Origin of the sequence: Virgibacillus alimentarius, from assembly GCF_017874635.1 — a bacterium.
Taxonomy (GTDB): Bacteria; Bacillota; Bacilli; order Bacillales; family Amphibacillaceae; genus Virgibacillus_B; species Virgibacillus_B alimentarius.
This window is the reverse complement of the sequence record NZ_JAGIKX010000004.1, coordinates 34,280-56,302: the sequence shown is the minus strand read 5'-3', so window position 1 is coordinate 56,302 and position 22,023 is coordinate 34,280. Positions and strand designations below refer to the sequence as shown.

Annotated in this window: 25 protein-coding genes and 1 riboswitch; of the genes, 12 read left to right on the top strand and 13 right to left on the bottom strand. The window is 37.1% G+C overall.

All coding sequences use genetic code 11. From position 1 onward, the window contains the following. Positions 1-133: 133 nt before the first annotated feature. The 6 genes from fdhF to J2Z81_RS04495 all read left to right on the top strand — a co-directional run bounded on the left by fdhF (position 134) and on the right by J2Z81_RS04495 (position 7,717). Entirely contained in the window at positions 134-3,079 is a 2,946-nt protein-coding gene (gene fdhF, locus J2Z81_RS04520; protein ID WP_226370810.1) for a formate dehydrogenase subunit alpha, read from the top strand. Then, a complete protein-coding gene (locus J2Z81_RS04515) occupies positions 3,072-3,539 on the top strand; it encodes a DUF1641 domain-containing protein (protein ID WP_029268365.1) in 468 nt (155 codons plus the stop codon). The genes fdhF and J2Z81_RS04515 overlap by 8 nt, the downstream gene beginning before the upstream one ends. A 168-nt stretch (positions 3,540-3,707) precedes the next feature. Beyond that, a complete protein-coding gene (locus J2Z81_RS04510; protein WP_226370809.1) occupies positions 3,708-5,441 on the top strand; it encodes a carbon starvation CstA family protein in 1,734 nt (577 codons plus the stop codon). Positions 5,442-5,514: 73 nt separating this feature from the next. Continuing rightward, entirely contained in the window at positions 5,515-5,772 is a 258-nt protein-coding gene (locus tag J2Z81_RS04505; RefSeq protein WP_029268363.1) for a cory-CC-star protein, read from the top strand. A gap of 14 nt (positions 5,773-5,786) precedes the next feature. Continuing rightward, positions 5,787-6,710 (top strand): ArsA family ATPase, encoded by a 924-nt coding sequence (locus tag J2Z81_RS04500; protein ID WP_226370808.1) that lies wholly within the window; start codon positions 5,787-5,789, stop codon positions 6,708-6,710. A gap of 23 nt (positions 6,711-6,733) precedes the next feature. Further along, complete coding sequence (locus J2Z81_RS04495) at positions 6,734-7,717, top strand: zinc-binding dehydrogenase (RefSeq protein ID WP_226370807.1); 984 nt, start codon at positions 6,734-6,736, stop codon at positions 7,715-7,717. Positions 7,718-8,051: 334 nt separating this feature from the next. Here J2Z81_RS04495 and J2Z81_RS04490 read toward each other — a convergent pair whose 3' ends face one another. From J2Z81_RS04490 to J2Z81_RS04455, 8 genes are all read right to left on the bottom strand, one after another. Next, positions 8,052-9,281, bottom strand: coding sequence for a dicarboxylate/amino acid:cation symporter (locus J2Z81_RS04490; protein ID WP_226370806.1), 1,230 nt, complete (start codon positions 9,279-9,281; stop codon positions 8,052-8,054). A 75-nt stretch (positions 9,282-9,356) separates the two neighbouring features. Beyond that, complete coding sequence (locus J2Z81_RS04485; protein ID WP_029268359.1) at positions 9,357-10,214, bottom strand: DUF421 domain-containing protein; 858 nt, start codon at positions 10,212-10,214, stop codon at positions 9,357-9,359. Between the two features lie 20 nt (positions 10,215-10,234). Beyond that, a complete protein-coding gene (locus J2Z81_RS04480) occupies positions 10,235-10,435 on the bottom strand; it encodes a DUF1657 domain-containing protein (RefSeq protein WP_029268358.1) in 201 nt (66 codons plus the stop codon). A 24-nt stretch (positions 10,436-10,459) separates the two neighbouring features. Next, positions 10,460-10,810 carry a stage V sporulation protein AE gene (gene spoVAE / locus J2Z81_RS04475; protein ID WP_029268357.1) on the bottom strand — a complete coding sequence of 117 codons (351 nt, stop codon included), beginning with the start codon at positions 10,808-10,810 and terminating at the stop codon, positions 10,460-10,462. Beyond that, on the bottom strand, positions 10,807-11,823 hold the full coding sequence (gene spoVAD, locus J2Z81_RS04470) for a stage V sporulation protein AD (RefSeq protein ID WP_029268356.1): 1,017 nt from the start codon (positions 11,821-11,823) through the stop codon (positions 10,807-10,809). Before spoVAD ends, spoVAE begins: the two co-directional genes overlap by 4 nt. After that, on the bottom strand, positions 11,824-12,303 hold the full coding sequence (gene spoVAC / locus J2Z81_RS04465; RefSeq protein ID WP_029268355.1) for a stage V sporulation protein AC: 480 nt from the start codon (positions 12,301-12,303) through the stop codon (positions 11,824-11,826). 14 nt (positions 12,304-12,317) lie between these two features. After that, positions 12,318-12,782 carry a hypothetical protein gene (locus J2Z81_RS04460; protein ID WP_226370805.1) on the bottom strand — a complete coding sequence of 155 codons (465 nt, stop codon included), beginning with the start codon at positions 12,780-12,782 and terminating at the stop codon, positions 12,318-12,320. 68 nt (positions 12,783-12,850) lie between these two features. After that, positions 12,851-13,057 (bottom strand): DUF1657 domain-containing protein, encoded by a 207-nt coding sequence (locus J2Z81_RS04455; RefSeq protein ID WP_029268353.1) that lies wholly within the window; start codon positions 13,055-13,057, stop codon positions 12,851-12,853. Between the two features lie 198 nt (positions 13,058-13,255). Between J2Z81_RS04455 and J2Z81_RS04450 the strand changes: the two genes are divergently transcribed. The 4 genes from J2Z81_RS04450 (at position 13,256) to J2Z81_RS04435 (ending at position 17,456) form a co-directional block, all read left to right on the top strand. Further along, a complete protein-coding gene (locus J2Z81_RS04450; protein WP_226370804.1) occupies positions 13,256-14,518 on the top strand; it encodes a molybdopterin molybdotransferase MoeA in 1,263 nt (420 codons plus the stop codon). Between the two features lie 20 nt (positions 14,519-14,538). Next, positions 14,539-15,561 carry a GTP 3',8-cyclase MoaA gene (gene moaA, locus J2Z81_RS04445; protein ID WP_226370803.1) on the top strand — a complete coding sequence of 341 codons (1,023 nt, stop codon included), beginning with the start codon at positions 14,539-14,541 and terminating at the stop codon, positions 15,559-15,561. A gap of 3 nt (positions 15,562-15,564) precedes the next feature. Then, positions 15,565-15,975, top strand: a complete 411-nt coding sequence (locus tag J2Z81_RS04440) for a YwpF family protein (RefSeq protein ID WP_029268351.1) — start codon at positions 15,565-15,567, stop codon at positions 15,973-15,975. A 122-nt stretch (positions 15,976-16,097) separates the two neighbouring features. Then, a complete protein-coding gene (locus J2Z81_RS04435; protein WP_029268350.1) occupies positions 16,098-17,456 on the top strand; it encodes a TrkH family potassium uptake protein in 1,359 nt (452 codons plus the stop codon). Between the two features lie 76 nt (positions 17,457-17,532). Here J2Z81_RS04435 and J2Z81_RS04430 read toward each other — a convergent pair whose 3' ends face one another. Together J2Z81_RS04430 and lepB are read right to left on the bottom strand one after the other, a co-directional pair. Further along, positions 17,533-17,664, bottom strand: a complete 132-nt coding sequence (locus J2Z81_RS04430; protein ID WP_156947701.1) for a YjcZ family sporulation protein — start codon at positions 17,662-17,664, stop codon at positions 17,533-17,535. 340 nt (positions 17,665-18,004) lie between these two features. Next, entirely contained in the window at positions 18,005-18,529 is a 525-nt protein-coding gene (gene lepB / locus J2Z81_RS04425) for a signal peptidase I (RefSeq protein ID WP_029268349.1), read from the bottom strand. 392 nt (positions 18,530-18,921) lie between these two features. On the opposite strand from lepB, the gene J2Z81_RS04420 reads away from it, so the two are divergent. Beyond that, entirely contained in the window at positions 18,922-19,089 is a 168-nt protein-coding gene (locus tag J2Z81_RS04420) for an aspartyl-phosphate phosphatase Spo0E family protein (protein ID WP_084179102.1), read from the top strand. Positions 19,090-19,281: 192 nt separating this feature from the next. Continuing rightward, entirely contained in the window at positions 19,282-19,437 is a 156-nt protein-coding gene (locus tag J2Z81_RS04415) for an FbpB family small basic protein (protein WP_084179099.1), read from the top strand. Between the two features lie 564 nt (positions 19,438-20,001). Here J2Z81_RS04415 and J2Z81_RS04410 read toward each other — a convergent pair. The 3 genes from J2Z81_RS04410 to J2Z81_RS04400 form a co-directional block, all read right to left on the bottom strand. Further along, on the bottom strand, positions 20,002-20,166 hold the full coding sequence (locus tag J2Z81_RS04410) for a hypothetical protein (protein WP_226370802.1): 165 nt from the start codon (positions 20,164-20,166) through the stop codon (positions 20,002-20,004). Positions 20,167-20,268: 102 nt separating this feature from the next. Next, positions 20,269-20,727, bottom strand: coding sequence for a YkyB family protein (locus J2Z81_RS04405; RefSeq protein WP_029268348.1), 459 nt, complete (start codon positions 20,725-20,727; stop codon positions 20,269-20,271). Positions 20,728-20,857: 130 nt separating this feature from the next. Then, on the bottom strand, positions 20,858-21,712 hold the full coding sequence (locus J2Z81_RS04400; protein WP_029268347.1) for a metallophosphoesterase: 855 nt from the start codon (positions 21,710-21,712) through the stop codon (positions 20,858-20,860). 193 nt (positions 21,713-21,905) lie between these two features. Beyond that, positions 21,906-22,002: riboswitch (purine riboswitch) on the top strand. Positions 22,003-22,023 lie beyond the last annotated feature (21 nt).

The window sequence follows — 22,023 nt, the reverse complement described above, 5'->3', positions numbered from 1 at the left end:
TCTCTCGTGAGACCTTTTTATTTTGGTTAAATCTATTGAGAATTGTTTGAATTGAGTTAAAATAGGGGATAAGCGCATATAGATCTTTTGCAAGCGTTTTACGTGGAAAAAAATCACTTAAGGAGGAAGGATAGTGCAAGATCATATCATCGTAACCATAAATGGAACGGAATTCTTAGCCGATCCTGGTCAGAATTTACTAGAGTTAATTAATACAACCGATGAATTTGTTCCGCAAATTTGTTATAACGAATCCCTTGGTCCTATCCAGACATGTGATACGTGTATGGTGGAAGTGAACGGGGAAATAAAACGAGCATGTGGTACAACGGTTGAAGCTGCGATGGAAGTAAATACGAAAATTGAGATAGCTCATCGCGCGCAAAAAGAGGCATTGGATCGAATTTTGGAAAACCATGAGTTATATTGTACGGTTTGTGATTATAATAATGGCTCATGCGAAATTCATAATACGGTGGCGGAATTCGGACTTGAACACCAATCAAGACCGTTTAAAGAAAAACCTTATGAAGTGGATAATTCCGGATCGTTTTATAGATATGATCCAGACCAGTGTATCCTTTGTGGGCGGTGTGTAGAAGTATGTCAGGATGTTCAGGTTAATGAAACGTTATTAATTGACTGGAAGCGGGACCAGCCACGTGTCATTTGGGATAATGATGTACCGATTGATCAATCTTCTTGTGTCAGCTGCGGGCAATGTGTGACGGTGTGTCCATGTAATGCATTAATGGAAAAAGATATGCTTGGCGAAGCGGGCTTTATGACCGATACAGAACCAGGCTTATTAAGATCTATGATTGATGTTACCAAGCATGTTGAAACAGGGTACGGGCCGTTGTTCGCCATTTCAGATACGGAAGCTGCAATGCGTGAAGAACGAATTGAAAAAACAAAGACGGTCTGTACATATTGTGGTGTCGGTTGTTCATTTCATGTTTGGACAAAGGACCGGAAAATACTACGTGTTGAGCCACAGCACGAATCACCTGCAAATGGGATATCTACTTGTATTAAAGGAAAGTTTGGCTGGGATTATGTTAACTCCAAAGAGAGGCTTACAAAACCATTAATTCGTAAAGGGGACCACTTTGAAGAAGTAGAGTGGGACGTAGCTCTAAGCTATGTTGCAAAACGTTTTAAGGATATTAAAGAAGAAAAAGGATCAAACGCTTTAGGATTTATTTCATCATCAAAAGCAACAAATGAAGAATCTTATTTAATGCAAAAATTCGCCCGCCAGGTAATTGGAACGAATAATGTGGATAATTGCTCGCGTTATTGTCAGTCACCAGCAACAAAAGGACTATTTCGCACGGTAGGTCATGGGGGTGACTCCGGTTCGATTGATGATATAGCGGAAGCGGACATGGTTATTGGTATTGGAACCAATACAGCAGAATCCCATCCGGTTATCGCTTCACGCATTAAACGCTCGCAAAAGTTGTTCGGACAAAAGTTATATGTATTTGACTTACGTAAGCATGAAATGGGGCAACGTGCCGACAAGTTTTTCTCACCTAACAGTGGTACAGATTTAGTATGGTTATCAGCAGTTACAAAGTATATTATTGACCAAGGATGGGGAGATCGTACGTTTATTGACAAGTGGGTCAATGACTTTGACGAATATAAGGAAAGCTTAGGTAAATTTACATTAGCATATGCAGAAAAATTAACGGGTATATCCCAGCAAGATTTAAAGGAAATTGCCCGGGAAATAGCGAGTGTGGATAAACTGGCAATCTGTTGGGCAATGGGTGTCACACAGCATCAACTCGGAAGTGATACAAGTACTGCTATATCGAATTTGCTGCTTATTACAGGGAACTATATGCGTAAAGGTGTAGGAGCATATCCATTAAGAGGCCATAATAATGTGCAAGGCTGCAGTGATTTTGGGAGTATGCCAGATTTCTTTCCGGGATATGAAAAAGTTGCAAATGATGTGGTCAGAAAACGATATGAAAAGGCATGGAACACGAAAATTCAGGCGGAACCAGGAAAAGATAACCATGAAATGATTGCTGCGATCCATGAAGGCAGTCTCAGTTCTCTGTATATCAAAGGAGAAGAAACCGGTATCGTGGATGCAAACATCAATTATGTTACAAACGCATTTGAAAAATTAGACTTTTTCGTTGTGCAGGACTTATTTTTATCCCGTACAGCAGAATTTGCGGATGTTATTTTACCTGCCTCACCAAGCCTAGAGAAGGACGGTACGTTTACAAACACAGAAAGACGAATTCAACGATTATATCAAGCACTTGAACCTGTTGGTGATTCCAAGCCAGACTGGGTTATTTTGACAGAATTGGCAAAGGAAATGGGGTATGATTGGGGATATCAGCATCCATCCGAAATCATGGATGAAGCTGCATCGCTCACACCTCTTTTTGCAGGTGTAAGCTATGAGCTTTTAGAAGGCTATAACAGTCTGCAATGGCCTGTAGAAAAAGATGGAACGGACTCTCCTGTGCTATTTTTAGATGGGTTTCCATTTGAAGACAAAAAGGCAAGACTCTTCCCGCTTGAGTTTAATTATGATTATGAGACAAACGAAACATATGACCTCCATGTAAATAACGGAAGAGTGCTTGAGCATTTCCATGAAGGAAATATGACTTACAAATCACCAGCAATCGCCAGAGAAATGCCGATGTGTTATGTGGAAGTATCTCCGGAATTAGCTAAAGAGCGCGGGATAGAAGAAGGAGCCGAAGTGAAATTAATTTCACATACTGGTGAAGCAACTTGTGTTGTGCATGTGACAGATCGGGTAAGAAATAATGAACTGTATTTACCACTTAACTCTAGCGGCGAATCTGCAGTGAACTTTTTATCCGATAATCGTGTTGATAAAGATACGAACACACCTGCATATAAAGAAATTGCTGTTCGTATGGAAGTTTTAAAGAAAAAAGGGAAAAGCCCGCTCCCCGATCATAATTTCAGGCGCGGCAACCGCCAGCCACAAATCGGTGTGCAAGTGGAGCAAAAGTGGAATCGTGCTGATTATGCTTTCCCAAAAGGTAAGGTGAAACAAAATGGCTAATCCAATTACGAAAATTAAAAAAATGGAATTATCTGAGCAAGAAGTCAAAGATAATAATATTTCTGAAGTGATCGATCGTATAAGTGAAAATAAAGAGGCCATATTAAAAAGTATCGAATTTTTAGCAACACTCCATGAGAGTGGGGTATTAGAAATATTAAATGCGCTGACAAAACAAAAAGATGAAGCGATTGCAAATGTCGTAAAACAAGCAAATAAGCCGGAGTATGCTACTATTTTAGAAAATCTGAGTGATCTTTTCCTAATGACCGGTGAATTGCCAGTAGAGGAATTAAATGACTTTAGCAAAAAGGTAACACAAGGTTTACAAGATGTAAATACAATGGAAACAGATAAATCCACATCGTATATGGATTTATTTAAAGCGTTAAAGGATCCGGAAATAAACCGAAGCGTCACAATGCTCTTGACATTTTTACGTGGAATGGGAAAAGAGTGATGAACGAGGGGCTGTTTCTTGCAAAAGGACAGCCCTTCTGTTTTAATATTAATAATAAACAAATTATTCCATTTATTTGTACTAGAAGTTCGTCTGTTTACATAAGGTTTATTAGACGACCTATTCCTATTATTATCTGAATAGTAAAAAAACAAAGGAGGTAAAAAATTGAGCGGTATTTTACTGGCTGTTATAGGAATACTTATTTTCATTTTAGGGTATCGCTATTATTCAAAATTTATTGCAGAGAAAATCTTTCAAATCGATCCAAATTATGTCACACCGGCACACCGGTATAAAGATGGGGTCGATTTTGTACCAACCAACAAATTTGTACTATGGGGACATCACTTTAGTTCTGTAGCAGGAGCCGCACCGATCGTTGGACCGGCTATTGCTGTATATTGGGGATGGGTACCGGCGCTCCTGTGGGTTCTTATAGGAACTGTTTTTGCTGCTGGTGTGCATGATTTTGGTACATTAGTACTATCAGTTCGCCATAAAGGACAATCTGTTGGAACACTAGCGAATAAACTAGTTGGTCAAAGGGCAAAAATTTTATTTCTATTTATCATTCTCATTCTCGTATTAATGGTAAACGCGGTATTCGCTTGGGTAGTTACAAATCTATTTATTTCTTACCCGGCAAGTGTTTTGCCTGTATTTATTCAAATTCCACTAGCTATTTGGATCGGTAATGCCGTTTATAAACGAAACAAAAAAATGTTGCTCCCATCTATTCTGGCACTCGCTGTGATGTATGTGACGGCGATGATTGCAAGTAAAGTAAGTTTCTTGCAAATTGATTTAGTACAGTATATGGGTGGTGAAGGAGCTACTGGAATATTTGGACTCGGAGCAGTATCATCTGCATTTTTCATCTGGATTATTATTTTAATGATCTATGTTTATATCGCCTCCACATTACCGGTTTGGAAACTGTTGCAACCACGGGATTTTATTAATTCCCATCAACTTGTGCTTGGACTTGCACTTTTATACTTGGGAATGGTTTTCTTAAATCCTTCTGTTACTGCTCCGGCTACAAATCCGGATGCGGATATTTCCTGGTTTCCGCTGCTATTCATCACCATCGCTTGTGGAGCAATTTCGGGATTCCATGGACTTGTTTCATCAGGGACATCTTCCAAACAACTTAATAATGAAACGGAAGCACGATTTGTTGGATATTTTGGAGCAGTAGGTGAAGGTGTTTTAGCATTAATTGCAATTATTGCTGTTATTACATTTTTCAGCAGTTCGGAGGAATTTTTAGCTACCTATAGCAGTTTTACAGATGCGAATCAAATGGGGTTAGGTATCTTTGTTGAAGGTGCCGCTCAATTATTTTCTGGTCTAGCAATTCCTACCGATATCGCAACTACAATTGTTTCAATCATTGTCGTTAGCTTTGCAGCGACAAGTTTAGATACCTCCGTCAGATTAATGCGCTATATTATTGGTGAACTGGGTATCGAATACCATGTTCCTTCTTTATCCAAGCCACATGTTGCGACATCGATCGCTGTTATTTCTAGTGCTGCACTGGTTTTATTGCCAGAAGGGCCAAAAGGGTTTGGATCCGGTGGCTACTTATTGTGGCCGTTATTCGGTACGGCAAATCAATTGCTAGCTGGAATCAGCTTACTGCTTATTGCCATCTGGCTGAAGCGGTTAGGGAGAAATTATGCAGTTGTTTTAATTCCGATGATCTTCGTTATGTTCATGACACTGTATGCTATGTTCCAGCAGGTCGTTTTCGAATGGTCCTGGATTGGGGATGATTCCAACACATTATTATTCGTCCTAGGAGCGATCATCTTTGTCTTTGCCGTGTGGATCGTACTTACTGCATTTTCAGCTTTAAGCGGAAAAATAGATAACCCAATCGATAAGGGTTAATTTAATGTACATGCAATGGGAAAAAGGGATCAATAAAGGATCCCTTTTTCCAATAAGTTGGAGGTGACATTCAGTGTTGGATAAAATAAAAAAACTAATCGAACTTTATGAAGAAATACTAAGTATGCCACATCGTCAGGAAGTAGCTCGTGAACTACGAGATGAAGACGATATATTTCTATTATTGATCTATTCGGAGATGCTCGGTATTCCAAACCCGGCCTATTATTATACATTGGAGCTATATCCATATATAATTGAAAAATTTCATGATTGGCATCTGCGCATGGGGATGGAAAAATCACCAATTTCGGGAATCCGGTGTTGTTAAATGAGGGATGTAAAATGACTGAGATGGAAAAGAAAATCATATTTATCGGTGGCAAAGGCGGTGTAGGAAAGTCAACATCTGCTGCGGCAATTGCGTGGAAATCATCCGCAAATGGCTATAAAACATTACTGATTTCAACAGATCCCGCTCATAATCTAGGTGATATTTTCGATAAAAAAATTGGTGGGGATATTAGAAAAGTTACCGAACAATTATACGCACTTGAAATAGATCCAGAAAAGGAAACAGAAAATTATATCCAAGGGGTAAAACAAAATATGAAAGGAATGGTTCAGTCAACGATGGTCGAGGAGGTGAATCGTCAGCTAGATACCGCTAAAGCCTCTCCAGGGGCAGGCGAAGCTGCGCTTTTTGATAAGTTGATTACAATCATTTTAGAGGAAGGTAATCAGTTTGATCAATTAATTTTTGATACTGCACCAACAGGGCACACAATCAGGCTGCTTTCCTTACCTGAGTTAATGGGCGTTTGGATCGACGGTTTGTTGCAAAAGCGACAGAAGACAAATGAAAATTACTCCCAGCTGCTAAACGACGGTGAACCGGTTGAGGATCCCATCTATGATGTGTTAAAAAAGCGTCAAGAACGTTTCATTGAAGTTAGGAAAATACTGCTGGACTTGAAACAGACTGGTTTTATTTTCGTCTTAAACCCCGAGCGCCTGCCCATTTTAGAGACTGAAAAAGCAATTGAATTATTAGATAAGTACCATTTGCAAGTAAGAACACTTATTGTCAATAAAGTGCTCCCAGATGATGTGGACGGAAACTTTTTTAAGAAAAGGAAAGAGCATGAACAAAAATATATCGAAAAAATCACATCGTTGTTTACCGATCAGCAGTTAATTTATATACCAATGTTTTCTCATGATATAATGAATAAACACCAACTAGTTAGAGTAAGCAAATATTTCTGAATGATTTAGAAAGGAAGGTTAGAATGAAGGGATTTATTCATGAACATGGAAAATTAGCAATCAAAAACATGGACGAGCCAACTGCAGGAAGAGATGAGGTAGTTGTCGCATTGCGTGTTGCCGGATTAAATCGTCGCGATGTAGGGATACCAAACCGCCGCGGGAATCAAGCTGACGCGTTAATCCTAGGATCGGACGGGGCTGGTGTGATTGATTCCGTTGGAGAAAACGTGACAAATATCAAGCCAGGGGACGAAGTGATTATTAATCCTGCTCTTCGCTGGTACGATAATAGTGACGCTCCGCCGAAAGAATTTGACATCCTGGGAATGCCGGATCACGGAACATTAGCAGAAAAAATAGTGATCTCGAAAGAACAGGTGGAGAAAAAGCCAGAACATTTGTCTTGGGAAGAAGCGGGGGTATTGGCTTTAGCAGCTTTAACAGGGTACCGTGCATTATTTACAAAAGGTCAGGTGAAAGAAGGTGAAACCGTATTTATTCCTGGAGCAGGAAGTGGCGTAGCTACTTATCTGATATCTTTTGCAAAAAGTGCAGGAGCAAAAGTAATTGTTACTTCAAGAAGTGAAACAAAACGAGAGCAGGCAAAAGAATTAGGTGCTGACATCGCCCTTGATACAAATAGCGATTGGCCTGAAGAATTAAAAGAGGAACGCATTGATTTGGTCATTGAAAGTGTAGGAAAGGCAACCTTTAATCGTTCATTGGAAGTGTTGAAAAAAGGCGGAAAAATCGTTGTCTTTGGTGCTACCACGGAAGATGTCGTTGATTTTAATTTGCGCGAATTTTTCTATGGGCAATATAAATTATTTGGAACAACGATGGGAAGCAGAGAAGAACTGCGGGACATGCTCAATTTGATTGATACACATAATATTCATCCCGTAGTAGATCGCACATTTGAATTTGATTTAACGAGTGATGCGATGGAATACTTAAATCAGGGAAAACAATTTGGTAAAGTTGCGATAAAAATTAGTGAGTAATAGTGCAGGATGTGCACTTTAACGGTTCGGAGCAAGTCTCTTATCGACCGGTTGGCCTACTTCATCAGTAAAACCCAGAATCAACTTATAAAAAAGGGGGTGGGACTAATCCCGTTGACTTCCACTACAGGTGGCTGCTTTCCGCGGGCACGGCTTCACCCTCCTCGGAAGAAAACCACTTCACGTGGGGTCATCAGACACGTGTTTTTCTCGCTGGGACACAAATCCAACCATAGATGATGAAAATAACTCAAACTCAAAAGGTTCCAACCATCAATTTTTGATGGTTGGAACCTTTTTTAAGATATTTTGGCTAGTTATGTCCCAGCCCCTTCTACTCGATTTCCTCTTTTTCCATCCAGTCTTTTCCTTCCAATTGTCTTGAAACAAGCATGCTTGATACGGTATCTCCCGTCACGTTAACCATTGTTGCTGGAGGATCAACGACAACACCAACTGCAGATATAATTGGCAGTGCTTGGATTGGCAGGCCATATAATGTAATGATCATCATTTCTCCAATAAATCCGCCGCCGGGTATTCCGCTCATTACAACCCCCGCTAATAAACAAATTCCAATCGCGGTTAAAAATGTATCAATTCCTGTAAAATCCTTATTTAGTACCCCGAAAATAAAAGCTATTTTCAACATCGCAGCAAGACACGATCCATCCATGTGAATCGTAGCGCCTAGTGGTAGAACTGTTTCACGGATATCCTTTGGAACACCTATCTTTTTGGCTGCCTGCAGATTCACTGGGAGTGCAGCAATACTGCTTCCAGTTCCAAGCGAAGTTGCTGCAGGAGCGAGGATGTTCTTCCAAAAATGGGTAACTCCCTTGGTCCCTCCCGCTAAAAAAGCATATAGTGTAAAACCAATGGCAAAATATAAGACAGCGACCGGATAATAAATAATAACTGCTTTTGCGTAGTCTCCAATTAAATCTGCCCCGAATTCACCGATCAGGGAAGCAAAATAGGCTCCTAACCCAATAGGTGCGTAGTACATAATTAGTTGAACAAGCTTCATAAAAACTTCTGATCCACTGACTAGAAATTTAGCAAAAGGGCGTCCGGGATCACCAGAAAGCCCTGTAGCTACCCCGATAAGTACGGAAAAAATAATTAATGCCAGCATACTGTCACGAGAAAATAAATCAACAAATTCCGGAACCGTAAATGTATTTACGATTTGCTCAGATACGGTTAATTGTTCGACATCATCTGGTGTCTCTAATGGAATATCTGTACCAGACCCAGGTGGAAACATGACTGTTGCAGCAAGCATAACGATAGATGCAATAAGTCCAGTAAGCACAAAAATGGAAATCATCGACCCCATAATTTTTCCAAGTCGTCGCATACTATTCATGTTTGCAATGGCAGACGAAATGGAAAAGAAAACAAGGGGAATGACAACCATAAACAATAGGTTGATAAAAATATCACCTAATGGTTTGATCACATTCGCCTTTTCGCCAAAAATGAATCCAACGATTGATCCGATGAAAATAGAAGAAAGAAGAATTAATGGAAATCGGTAGGATTTTAACTTCTCTTTCAAAACATTCATCTCTTTTCCCTGTAAGATAGAAGTACCTACACCAATCTTACACGAAACGGGGACCTTTTTATAGGCTTATTTTAAATACGGAGTGATGAGATCGATAGCCTGTTGTGCTTTTTGGCTGTTTTTTTGATACATTTGTTCTGTTTCTTTATTTTCTGTTTCTAAGGCAAATAACTCTAGATCAGCCTGACATTTTTTTATCGTTGCAAGGAGGAGTGGCTTTTCTGTAGGATCAGGAACAGCGATTTGATCGTCATATAAATCAACGGTTACCTGTCCATCACTATCCGCTTGTGCAAGAAAAACATTTTCAATGCTCACGTTTAGCTTATCTAATTCCGTCTCTAGCCAATTCGGATTTAAGTTTAAATTGGCTAATGGTTCAAGCATCATTCTTCCATCCATGACAACGGTTTGAGGTTCTTTTTTGGGGGAAGGTTTAAGCCCAAAATCTTTAGGAGTCAAAGGTTTATTTTCTGTTTTTGGTAAAACATTTAGCGTACCTGATGGTTCAAGTACAGCAAATTCTACGTCTGCGGTTTTAAACATATTTTTACTGCGAAGGTTCTCAAGCAAATCGTCTGTGGTATATCCTTCTTTCTTAAGGTTGTCTTCCATAATTTTGCCATCTTGAATAACAACCGTACTTCTTCCTTGCGTAAAATTGCGGAAGGCTTTGCTTTTTAAAGAAATAAAATTCACTGCATATGGAATGGCAAACCAGATTGCCATAGCAAGGATCCCATAAATCATCCGGGTATCTGTGTTACTGGTGTGAATAGCCACAACCCCACCTAAGACAATACCGGATATAAACTCAAAAATATTAAGTTGTGCTAATTGCTTTTTCCCCAGCCATTTTGTCATTAAAAACAGAATAACTACGAGGCTAATAGTTCGAATGAGAATTTCAACCCATCCTGGCATAGAAATCTCCTTTCTTTCGCTTATTTATAGGTTGGCTCTTCTTGTGTAAGAAAGACTACCTGTTTCTGTAAGTCATCCTTAATTTCAGTCATCAATTGTTCAGCCTGTTTAAAGGCTTGTTGTGCTTCTATACTTTGCGTCTTATTAGCTAGTATCTCAAGTGATGCTTCAGCACTCTTAATAGACGAAAAACACCCTTTAACATGGGATCCAACTGTCATATTAATCAACTCCTTTTAAAAACTTTATCCCTTGGCTTTAAAAATAAGTGCTCCGATGACACCAAAAATAATTGCAGCAGAGATACCTGAGCTTGTTACTTCAAACATTCCAGTTATAACACCGATCAATCCATGAGCCTCTGCTTCAGCCATCGCGCCGTGAACAAGTGAATTACCGAAACTTGTAATTGGAACGGTAGCACCTGCACCCGCAAAATCAATCAATGGTTCATATAAACCGAGGCCATTTAAAACAGCACCTGAAACAACTAAGATGGTCAGTGTATGAGCCGGAGAAAGTTTAAAAACATCAAACATAATTTGTCCGATCACACAAAAAAGTCCACCTACGACAAATGCCCAAAAAAAGATCATGAGCTACCACTTCCCGACTCAATGGAAACGGCGTGTGCAATGCATGGGATTGAGTCACCTTGATTCACACTTAATGGTGAATGAAGCGCGCCTGTAGCTACGACGAGAATACGATTAATTTCACCTTTTTTCAGTAAATTGATAAAATGTCCATACGTAACAATAGCAGAACTGGCAGGACCACTTCCTCCGGCTAAAACAGGCTGTCCTTCTCTGTAAAGGATGAGTCCGCAATCAACATATTGTTCTGCCGTTACATTAATGCCATTTTTCTGTAGGAGGTCCAAGGATATTTCTCTACCGATATGGGCTAGATCACCTGTAATAATATAATCATAATAAGAAGGATCAACATTTTTCTCTTTTAAATGGGTTGTAATTGTATCCACTGCAGCTGGTGCCATCGCTCCGCCCATATTAAATGGGTCTGTAATCCCCATATCTACGACCTTTCCTATCGTTGCTGACGTTATTACTGGACCTTTTCCTTCTTTTGCTATAAGTGCACATCCTGCACCTGTCGCTGTCCATTGAGCCGTTGGAGGTTTTTGGCCTCCATATTCAGTAGGGTAGCGAAATTGCCTTTCTGCTGCTGAATTATGACTAGCCGTTCCGCTTAAAATATAATTTGCACCATTATTATTGATTATGAAAGCAGATAGAGCTAGGCTTTCCATTGATGTTGCACAGGCACTGAATAAGCCAAAATACGGTATTCCAATTGTTTTTGCTGCAAAATTAGTTGGGGTGATTTGATTAATTAAATCCCCGCTGATAAAGAATTGCACTTGTTCTTTATCCATTGAAAGTTTCTTAACCGCAACTTGACAAGCTTCTTCCATCAATATTTGTTGTGCTTTTTCAAATGAATCTTGTTTTAGCCATGTGTCATCGTGTAGAATATCAAAATCATTTGGAATGTTTCCACGCGCTTCAAAAGGGCCACCTACGACACCAGTAGAAGCGATGACAGGTTTGTTGGTAAATAACCATGTTCGATGCCCAATTAGCATTTAAAACCCACTCCACTTCGTTAAAAATGTTTTTATAAGTGCAACAATAAACGCTGAGAAAACGCCATATACAATGACAGGTCCGGCTAATTTGAGCATACTACTCCCAACGCCCATGATGAATCCCTCCGTTCGATGTTCAATGGCTGAAGCTATTACCGCATTTCCAAAGCCGGTTACCGGAACAGTTGTACCGGCACCTGCAAATTGTCCAATTCGATCATAAATCCCAAAACCAGTCGCCAACATGGTAAGAAAAATTAACGTCGCTGTAGTCGGGTTGCCTGCAGTCTGTTCAGTAAAATTGAAGAAATAAATATAAAATGTAGTAATAAGCTGGCCGATAAAACAAATAAACCCACCTACAAAGAATGCTTTGAGGCAATTTTTAAAAAGGGGTCGCTTTGTTTCCCTCTTCTGTTGAAACGCTTGATATTGTTGTGCTTCCGGTGGCAAGTTTTTCTTCTTTTTATCTGCCATTTTTCTTTTCTCCTTTACGTTTTTTCGTTTTTCAATTTAGCAAGCTTTTTTAGTCGTTTTTTAAGTTTTTTATTTGATACCTTATTTGCTTGTAAATCTTTCTCCAGTTGATCAAGCTCTAGCACAATTTTTTGGTCGGTAGAAAATTCCACTTTCATATCAGGAAATTCTTTTTTCATTTTTTTAGCAAGGTATTGCTCCGTTTTTTTCAAACTGAAGCGTTTACTATGTTTAATATCAATCGCGATTAAGAGTAATTTTGATGTATTTGCAGCTTTTACTTTCGTTATATTTGTATAATTTTGGAGAACTTGTTTCGCTTGATTGGAAGGTTGTTGATCTACCGTTTTCGTATTGGAAATTTCGGTTAATTCAATATCATTATTTTTCTCACCTTGTTGTGATGTATCTGTATTGGAATTCGCATTACAACCAACAAATAAAAAAATAAATCCAATCATTAAAATGATTCTGTACATGATTCTCTCACTCATTTCCTACTCAAGATAAATAAAGGCTTGAGGGGGGATAACCCCCTCAAAAAAGCCTACTGTTGCTTATATTGAGGTTCTTCCTGTTCAATTTGTTGCATTCTTGGCTCAACGCTTTGTACAATTGCTTGTGTTTGTTGTGCAGCGTTTTGATACATTTGTTTTGCTTGTTTATTTTCAGTCTCTAGCGCAAATTGCTCAAGACTCGCTTGGGCACTTTTTAAACCTGCAATTGTTTGTTTCACCTGAGTTCCTACTGTCAAATGAATCATCCTCCTTTATAAGCTTCACTATATAGAATTCGATTTATTAATATAAATATACTTTCTACTTTTTACCTTTTAAAAGAGCTTGATGACAAATGGACGTATGAAAGCAAAACATACCAAATGCAGCTTATTTTTGATAAACTAAAGATAGACAAAAATGCTACTTGCGATTACTTGGGGGGAGAGAATTTAATGGTTGAAATACGTAAGCCGATTCCAGTTGAAGAAGCTGTTCATAAAGTAATGCAATATCAAAAATACGGTAAAAAAGAAACAATTTCTTTACATGATTGTGATCAAAGAAGGTTGGCGGAACCCATTATCGCTACAAATCATGTTCCATCATTCGATAAGTCACCTTACGATGGTTTTGCATTACGTTCGATCGATACCGCTGATGCTTCTTTCAATAATCCTGTTGAATTTGAAGTTGTTGAACATATTGGTGCAGGTAACGTGCCAAAAATTTCATTACAAAAAGGACAAGCAACACGCATCATGACAGGTGCAATGATTCCAGAAGGTGCAGATTGTGTAGCGATGTTCGAAGTTTGCCAGACATATGAGAAGAATAATCAGCCTTACATGTCCATCAAACGGAAAATGGAAAAAGATCAAAATATTATAAAAGAAGGTTCGGAAGTATCAAAAGGGGATGTACTTATTGAACAAGGAACGCTAATCAATCCAGGGGTAAAAGCATTGCTTGCTACGTTCGGATATAGCAAAGTTTGTGTAGCTAAAAAGCCATTAATCGGTGTAATTGCTACAGGCACAGAATTATTAGACGCAGACCAGCCACTCGAGCCAGGTAAAATCCGCGACTCGAATGCATATATGATCGAATCGCAAATTTTAAAAGTCGGCGGAGAATGCCTTTATTTTGGTAAATTGGCCGATGAATTGGAAACAAGCTATCAGACAATTAACAATGCATTAAATAAGGTAGATATATTAATTACAACAGGCGGTGTTTCCGTAGGTGATTTTGATTTAATGCCAGCCATCTACGATAAATTAGGAGCAGATGTACTATTTAATAAAGTAGGAATGCGTCCTGGCAGTGTAACAACGGTTGCAACAAGAGGGAATCAATTGCTCTTTGGTTTGTCCGGTAATCCGTCTGCTTGTTACGTTGGATTTGAGCTATTTGTAAGACCGGTTTTGCAATCGAAATTATTTAATAAGAAGCCATTTTTAAAGCATATTACCGCAAATTTAGGTGTTGATTTTCCAAAACCGAATCCATTTACAAGATTTGTTCGCAGTTATCTTACTTTTAATAAAAGTTCCATCTATGTACATCCGTCTGGGATTGATAAATCCAACGTTGTCTCTTCACTTGCAAATGCCACTTGTTTAATGATGCTACCTGGAGGAACAAGAGGATTTGAAGCTGGCTCAGAGGTCGATGTTTTATTGCTTGATGATATGGAAGGTCAAGAAGCATTTTAGGTTGTAAAGGAGAGATCTCGATGAGTAAAGATATAGAACCAATAAAAGATCATTTTGGCCGCCCATTGAAGGATTTGAGGATTTCAGTTATTGATCAATGTAATTTTCGCTGCACGTATTGTATGCCAAAGGAAATTTTCGGCGACGACTACCCCTTTCTACCTGAAAGCGAATTACTTCATTTTGATGAAATTGTCCGATTGGCAGAAAAGTTTTCTGAGCTTGGTGTTAATAAGATTCGTATCACAGGCGGGGAACCATTGATGCGAAAAGATTTGGATCAATTAATCCAAAGATTAGTAAACATACCTGGTATTGATGATATTGCATTAACCACAAATGCTGTTTTTTTACCAAAAAAGGCAAAAAAACTCAGGAGAGCAGGATTAAAACGTGTGAATGTTAGTCTGGATGCAATTGAAGATGCCGTTTTTAAACAGATTAACGGAAAAGGTGTCGTAGCATTACCAGTACTTAAAGGAATTGAAGCTGCTCTGGATGCAGGCTTACAAGTGAAAATAAATATGGTTGTGAAAAAAGGTATGAATGAAAGCCAAATATTGCCAATGGCACGCCATTTCAAAGGAACGGATGTCATTTTACGATTCATTGAATTTATGGATGTTGGGAATTATAATGGCTGGGACTTAAACAATGTTGTTTCTAAAAAGCAAATTATTGATACCATTCATAAAGAAATGCCTCTTGAATCTGCCCAAGAGCATTATTATGGTGAAGTTGCTTCTAGGTTCCGTTATATGGACGGAACAGGAGAAATAGGTGTCATATCATCTGTGACAGATTCATTCTGCGGAACGTGCACACGCATGCGATTGTCCGCCGACGGGAAATTCTATACATGCCTTTTTGCTTCAGATGGATTTGACATAAAAGAAAAACTGAGAAAAGGCTTAACAGATGAAGAATTGGAAACAGAATTGATATCTTTATGGGGAAAAAGAAAAGATCGTTATTCGGACGAACGGTCAGAAGGAAAACATAAGAAACGGAAGAAAATTGAAATGTCTTATATAGGTGGATAGGAAATGAAAACATTTAAACTAAAACGTTTGGAAATCATTGAGGAAAAAGAAGAAGATATCCATTTAACAGATATACCACTAATCGATGGATTAACGATTAATCGTGAGGACGAAGAAAATACGTGGCTCATCGAAGCATATATTGAACAAGCGTATTTGGAGTTCTTTAAAAATTTACAGGAAGAAAAAGATGAAGTATTGATCCAAGTAAAAATAACGAAAGAGAGCAATAGTCCTGCAACCTTCCTTACGTCCATCATTGGTGTTAATGAAATTGGTTCAAAAATGAACGTATTATTCAAAGGTTCTATTGTGGATAAGCAAAAGGACAAAATTCAAGAAATGCTTACCGCATTAGTTGAAGAAGGGTATCAGGGAGAGGAACTTCTTGAGAAATTTAAGGAGTTATTATAAAGAAGACGATACCTTTATGATCTATAAAATAAAATAAGGAAAACACAAGCATTCATGCATTACGACTGCTATAATGAATGTATGTTTTTAAATTTTTATATCAGCGAAGAAGGAGTAGCAAGATGAACTTTCGCCGAATTCACTGGATAAACAGACTATCACCAGTACAAATCTTATTATTATTTTATTTTATAGCTGTGATTGTATCCACAATTGTATTAGCTTTACCGATTGCACATCAGGATGGTGTAGATATCCCATTTATTGACATCCTTTTTACTGCAGTCAGTGCACTTAGTGTGACAGGTTTGAGCACGATTACGATTGCAAATTCATTAAGTACAACAGGCATTATTTTGCTTGCTGTCATACTGCAACTTGGTGCTGTGGGTGTAATGGCGATCGGTACCTTTATCTGGCTTCTTTTAGGTAAAAAGATCGGATTAAAAGAACGCCGTTTAATTATGACTGATCAAAACCAAACAACGTTTGAAGGCATGGTTCATTTAATTAAGCAAATTATTTATGTTCTTTTTACTATTGAATTTATTGGTTTTATTGTCCTTGGGACATATTTCTTGCAATACTTTCCAACTGCAAAAGAAGCCTATTTGCATGGTTTTTTTGGAACAATCAGCGCAATATCTAATGGTGGATTTGATATAACAGGTCAATCCTTAATGGTCTTTAAACATGATTACTTTGTCCAATTTGTAAACATGTTATTGATTATTTTTGGAGCAATCGGTTTTCCTGTACTGATAGAAGTAAAGAAATTTATATTCGCAAAATCGGCTGAAAGGGAACATTTCCGATTTAGTCTTTTTACAAAAGTAACGACAAGTACGTTTTTTATTTTGATTATGATAGGAACGTTATTTATTTATTTATTAGATAGCGGAAATTTCTTTGCTGATAAAGCGTGGCATGAAAATCTATTTTATTCCTTGTTTCAATCGGTTACGACGAGAAGTGGTGGATTATCAACCATGGATGTCAGTTTGTTAACGGAACAAAATCATCTCTTTATGTCTATATTGATGTTTATAGGAGCTTCACCAAGCAGTGCTGGTGGCGGTATTCGTACAACCACATTTGCTCTGGTAGTGATTTTCATTCTTACGTACGCTAGAGGTGGGGAAAGAATTCGTATCTTTCGACGTGAAGTTTATGAGGAAGATCTGCTAAAAGCAGTGACCGTTACACTTATGGCAGTTATAACTGTTTTTAGTTCCGTTTTTCTTATTTCCATTATAGAACCTTTTACGATCACACAACTATTATTTGAAGTTACTTCTGCTTTTGGGACGGTTGGTCTATCCTTAGGCATTACAAGCGAATTAACGAGCATCTCTAAAATAATCCTAATGATCTTAATGTTTATTGGACGGGTAGGCATCATAACCTTTTTATTTATGTTTAAAAAGAATAAAAAAAGAGGAAACTACCGTTATCCAAAAGAAAAATTAATTATTGGTTAAAGCATTTAGGAAATAAAAAAGGCTGTTTCAAGCGAGAAGCCCTCAGATTGAAACAGCCTTGAAATACAGTAACAATTTAGCAATAAAACGCTGTGCCGACAATAATTAAAAGGATAAAGAGTACTACAATTAACGCAAAATTGTTTCTTGAACCATATCCGTATCCATAATATCCTTCGTGATAACCACCATCATAACCGTAACTCATCATGATTCACCTCCATAAAACTTACACTACATTGTATGACACCTATAATGTAGTGTATGGACGTTTGTCACGGTTGATTGAGCGAAATTTTGCTTTATTTAGGTTATGTTTATTGGTATGATAAGAAGGTAGGATTTATATCAATGTTCATCAAAAAATAAATTTTGTGTACATACATGCTACAAGGGGGGTGCCAGCTATGTGGGAGACAATTTTTGGTATTGCTTGCTTTGGTATCATTCTGCTAAATCTTGGATATTGTATTTTTGACAAAGGATAATAGTAAAAAAGCGGATTCGCATGTTACCTGCGTTTTCCGCTTTTTATGATGTGTTTAATTTTATCTTGTTAACGCCCATTCATTAAATGGAAAAATAATAAATTCTGACCTTCCAATAATATCATCTCTGGAAATAAAACCCAACCCATTTCGGCTATCCTTACTGATGGCCCGATTATCACCCATTACAAAATAGCTTCCCTCTGGAATTTTAATGGGGCCAAAATTACCAGTAAGCATTTTAGCTTCTTTATTTACAAAATTTTCTTCATATTTTTTACCATTTATATATATATCATGATTTACAATCTCTATTGTTTCTCCAGGCAGTCCAATAATACGCTTCACATAATTTTTTTGTGGCCTCTGAATGATAACAATATCTCCATGTTCAGGGTCACCAATTAAATAAGAAAATTTATTAAAAACAACCCTTTCCCCGTTTTCTAATGTAGGGGCCATACTATCCCCATCGACAATAGATGTTGCAAACACAAAATTTCTTAATAAAAAAGCAATTACAATAGCAATTACAATAGCTTTTATCCATTCCACCCATTCATTTTTCTTTTTTGACTTAGTCAATGAGGACATCCTTTCTCAAAAAAACAAGTTCATATAATATATTAGCACAGTGATTCTTAGGTTTCGAATTATATACAACAGTTATATATATTAAATTATATATATTTAATATATTTTTCAAAACACTTTAGTTATCTAACTTTACATATAAGAACGATTGTTCTATAATCGGTATAATGAATACATTTTTTATATCATGATCCAAATTCTATTTTTCCTCTTTATATGTTAAACTGTCAAAGGTACATTTGTGTGAGGAAGAACCGAAATCTATTCCTACATTGGAAAATAATATTTTTTAATTCGTTGATGAAAACGAAAAGAAAAAGCATCGGAAAGTATATTTTTGCTGACAATACAATAATACATAAAGAGGAGACTATCTTAATTAAATGTGTACATCTGAAAAATTACTTGAACATATCGAGGTTTTACGCAACAAGATGATGACGGTAGCTATAGAAAAAGGATTTACGAGTAAAGAATCAATTAAATTAAGCCAGGAACTAGATAGAATGTTAAATCGATATAGCCGAAAGAAGAATGTGACAGAGAAATAGCTAAGCATCTTCTTTTTTAATGTATTCCTATTATATCATTTTCATTCTTTACTATTTCAAAATATACGTTAAAAATATATAAAGAAATATCAAATTTTTTAAATTTTACTAAATTGTTCACATAATTATGATTTATTTCCGGAGAAATTGGTTATAATTAAAATGAAGGGAAAGAAAAGGAGTGTATAAAATATGCGATCAAAAATGTATTCATTTGAACAACTTGTTCAAGAAAATAAAAAAGCATTATTGGCTGATGAAAAAAAGATTAGTCAAATTGAAATGAAGTTGGAAAAGAAGCAAACAGATTTAGTTGATCATAAACGAAAAAATCTTGAACTATCGTAGTCGAACATAAATAAATTCTTGAATTAAAAAAGCCAGAAAGCATGGGATGCCGTTTCTGGTTTTTTAGTTTCTTTTTTGTACATCATGTATAACAAGCGCTATGAAAGTTTAAACTGGATCATAACGATCTTATCATTCTAACGTTTTGCATTACCATTGTGAAAGAAGTGAATTCTATGACCCATTCGGACTGGCTTTATGTACTGCTTTATTCCTTCGTTACTATTCAAGCGGAGTACATCTATTTTATATTGGTTTTTTTAGGGGTCTGCATAAGCTATCTCATGATAAAACCTATCATGTCATGGTTTGTCATGCTTCGGTCTATTCGATTCTTAAGCTACTTGACAAGCAGCTTATTCGTTGTTGCCATTTTTTTTACCGTCGTGTTATTCTTGGGTGATCTTTCTGATAGCTTATTGAATTTGTTAAAAATAACATTGCAGTGCCTCGCTATTTGGGGAGGTATTATGATCTTATATCACAGTCTTCAACGGGTTTTAAAAAGAAATAATTAAACCATAAAAGAGGCTGAAAAAAAGTAAGCACCTTTAAGGAACAGCCTCATATTTTCGTATTCGTCACTTGAATTGAACTTGTACTTCTTCTATCCATGTCCTCCGGTGTTTCATGTTCGGGCGGTACTAAATGTATTACCAATTCTTTTTCATCCGCTGAAAGTTTGCCATAATGATCCTTTAAAATATGTATTTGTTTTGCATATTTCATAAGTGAAGTCCTTTCATTTAATCAAAATGATACCCTTCCTTTATTACATATACCTTTAAAAGGAAATATTAAAACATGGGAGTATATACAGGAAGTACAGGATTATGTTCTTCTAGGAGGCCACTCCATTTTACCTAAGGATGAAGGGGTGTAATAAGGAGATGTATATTGCTTTTTCTGATGGCGGTGCTTCTTAGGCTTCCAATCGATATAGCGGTAGATGATCCTTTTAGCCTGTGAAAGCGACATTCTCGTTTTTGGGTTTCGATAACTTTGATCGAGTGTACCTAGATGCTTAAGTTCCTTAAAATCTGTTTTGGTTGGAGGGACATGAAAATAATAATTATCCACTTTAACAAGTGAAGTGGAGTGTTGGTTACTCCGTTTTGGATGGTCTGAAAAGTGAAGGCCAATCTTTGTTGCACGTTTTTCCTGGAGTAATCGCTGAATGGTTTTCTTTTTTATATAGTATAAATGCTTAGGTTCTGGGGCAGTTTTAGCATGTCTATTAATGGTATAGATAGCTTTAGCGAGTTCATGTAAAGGAATTTGTTCACCCATGGGAAAATTCTCCTTTCTTCATTTGTCATAAATTAAGCTTAACGTAAAGCTCGTCTACTTGCAATATAATTATTTATTTGACACAAAAAAATGCATTTGGTTGGATGTTGCCAACGGAATGCATTTTTCCTTATTTGCTTGATTGTAATGTATATTCATGTATTTCGGGTTTGCATAAAAAGCGGTATGGCAATCTCGTTGTGCCGATTCCTCTATTGACGTAAAGTGTTAATCTTTCGTTGGTAAACTGATATTCGCCCTGTACATACTTCTCTGCATAGAGGGGGGTATATAAATGTCCCAAAAATGGAAAGCGAACTTGACCTCCGTGACTATGACCTGATAACTGAATATCTACAGGGAATTTGCGGGTTGTATCTGCATAATCAGGTTCATGGGCCAGAATAACCGTAAATAAGTCGGGGTTTGCCTTTCTTAAAGTTTGTTTTAAATTTGGACTTCCAAGCATAACATCATCAATACCGCCTAAAATAAATTGATCGTTACTTTCTTCGATCCGTGCATGTTCATTTTTTAGCAGATGAAAGTCGGCTTGATCCATGATCTTCTTCATCTTGTTTGTGCCATAACCGCCATGATCATGATTGCCATAAATCCAATATTTACCGTGTGTACATGTTAGTTTTTTTAAAGCTTCAGTCAGCTCTCCCTTATTATGAAAATTGTTTGGCTCATCGACCAAATCGCCGGTGAAAACAATTAAATTTGGGTTTAATTTATTTATTTTCTCTACCAACTCATTAAATTGCTCGAGTGTATAGTGAAAACCGATATGGGTATCTGAAAATTGAACGATTTTAAAGTCATTAAAACTTTTTGATAGATTGGATGAAGTAATTGTTTTTTTATGAACGTCAAGTAAAGAAGGTTCTATTTCGCGTGCATAATAGTAAGTTCCACCGCTAAGCCCAATGAAAGCTAAAAAGCTCCCAAATGCCTTTTTTAAAAAAGTTCTTCTGTTCATTGATGCCAACCTTTCTACTAATAGATAAAGCTACTAAGCAATTATAGCATGAAAAATAAAAGGAAAGAGAATGATTTCTTAAAGAATTTTGTAAACATAATCAAGCTAATTCCTGTAATTTTTAGAAAATTGTATATTGACAAAAAAGTATACGCCGGATATAATTTAAACAATTACAAAAATATGTCATTTTCATTTGTAAAGAGCCGTTTTTCGTATAACCTCAATATTCGTTTGGGGGTTTCTACAGGGAACCGTAAACCTTAGCTACGAAAAGGCGCCTTCATTTTGTGTGAGGCACCTTTTCGTAG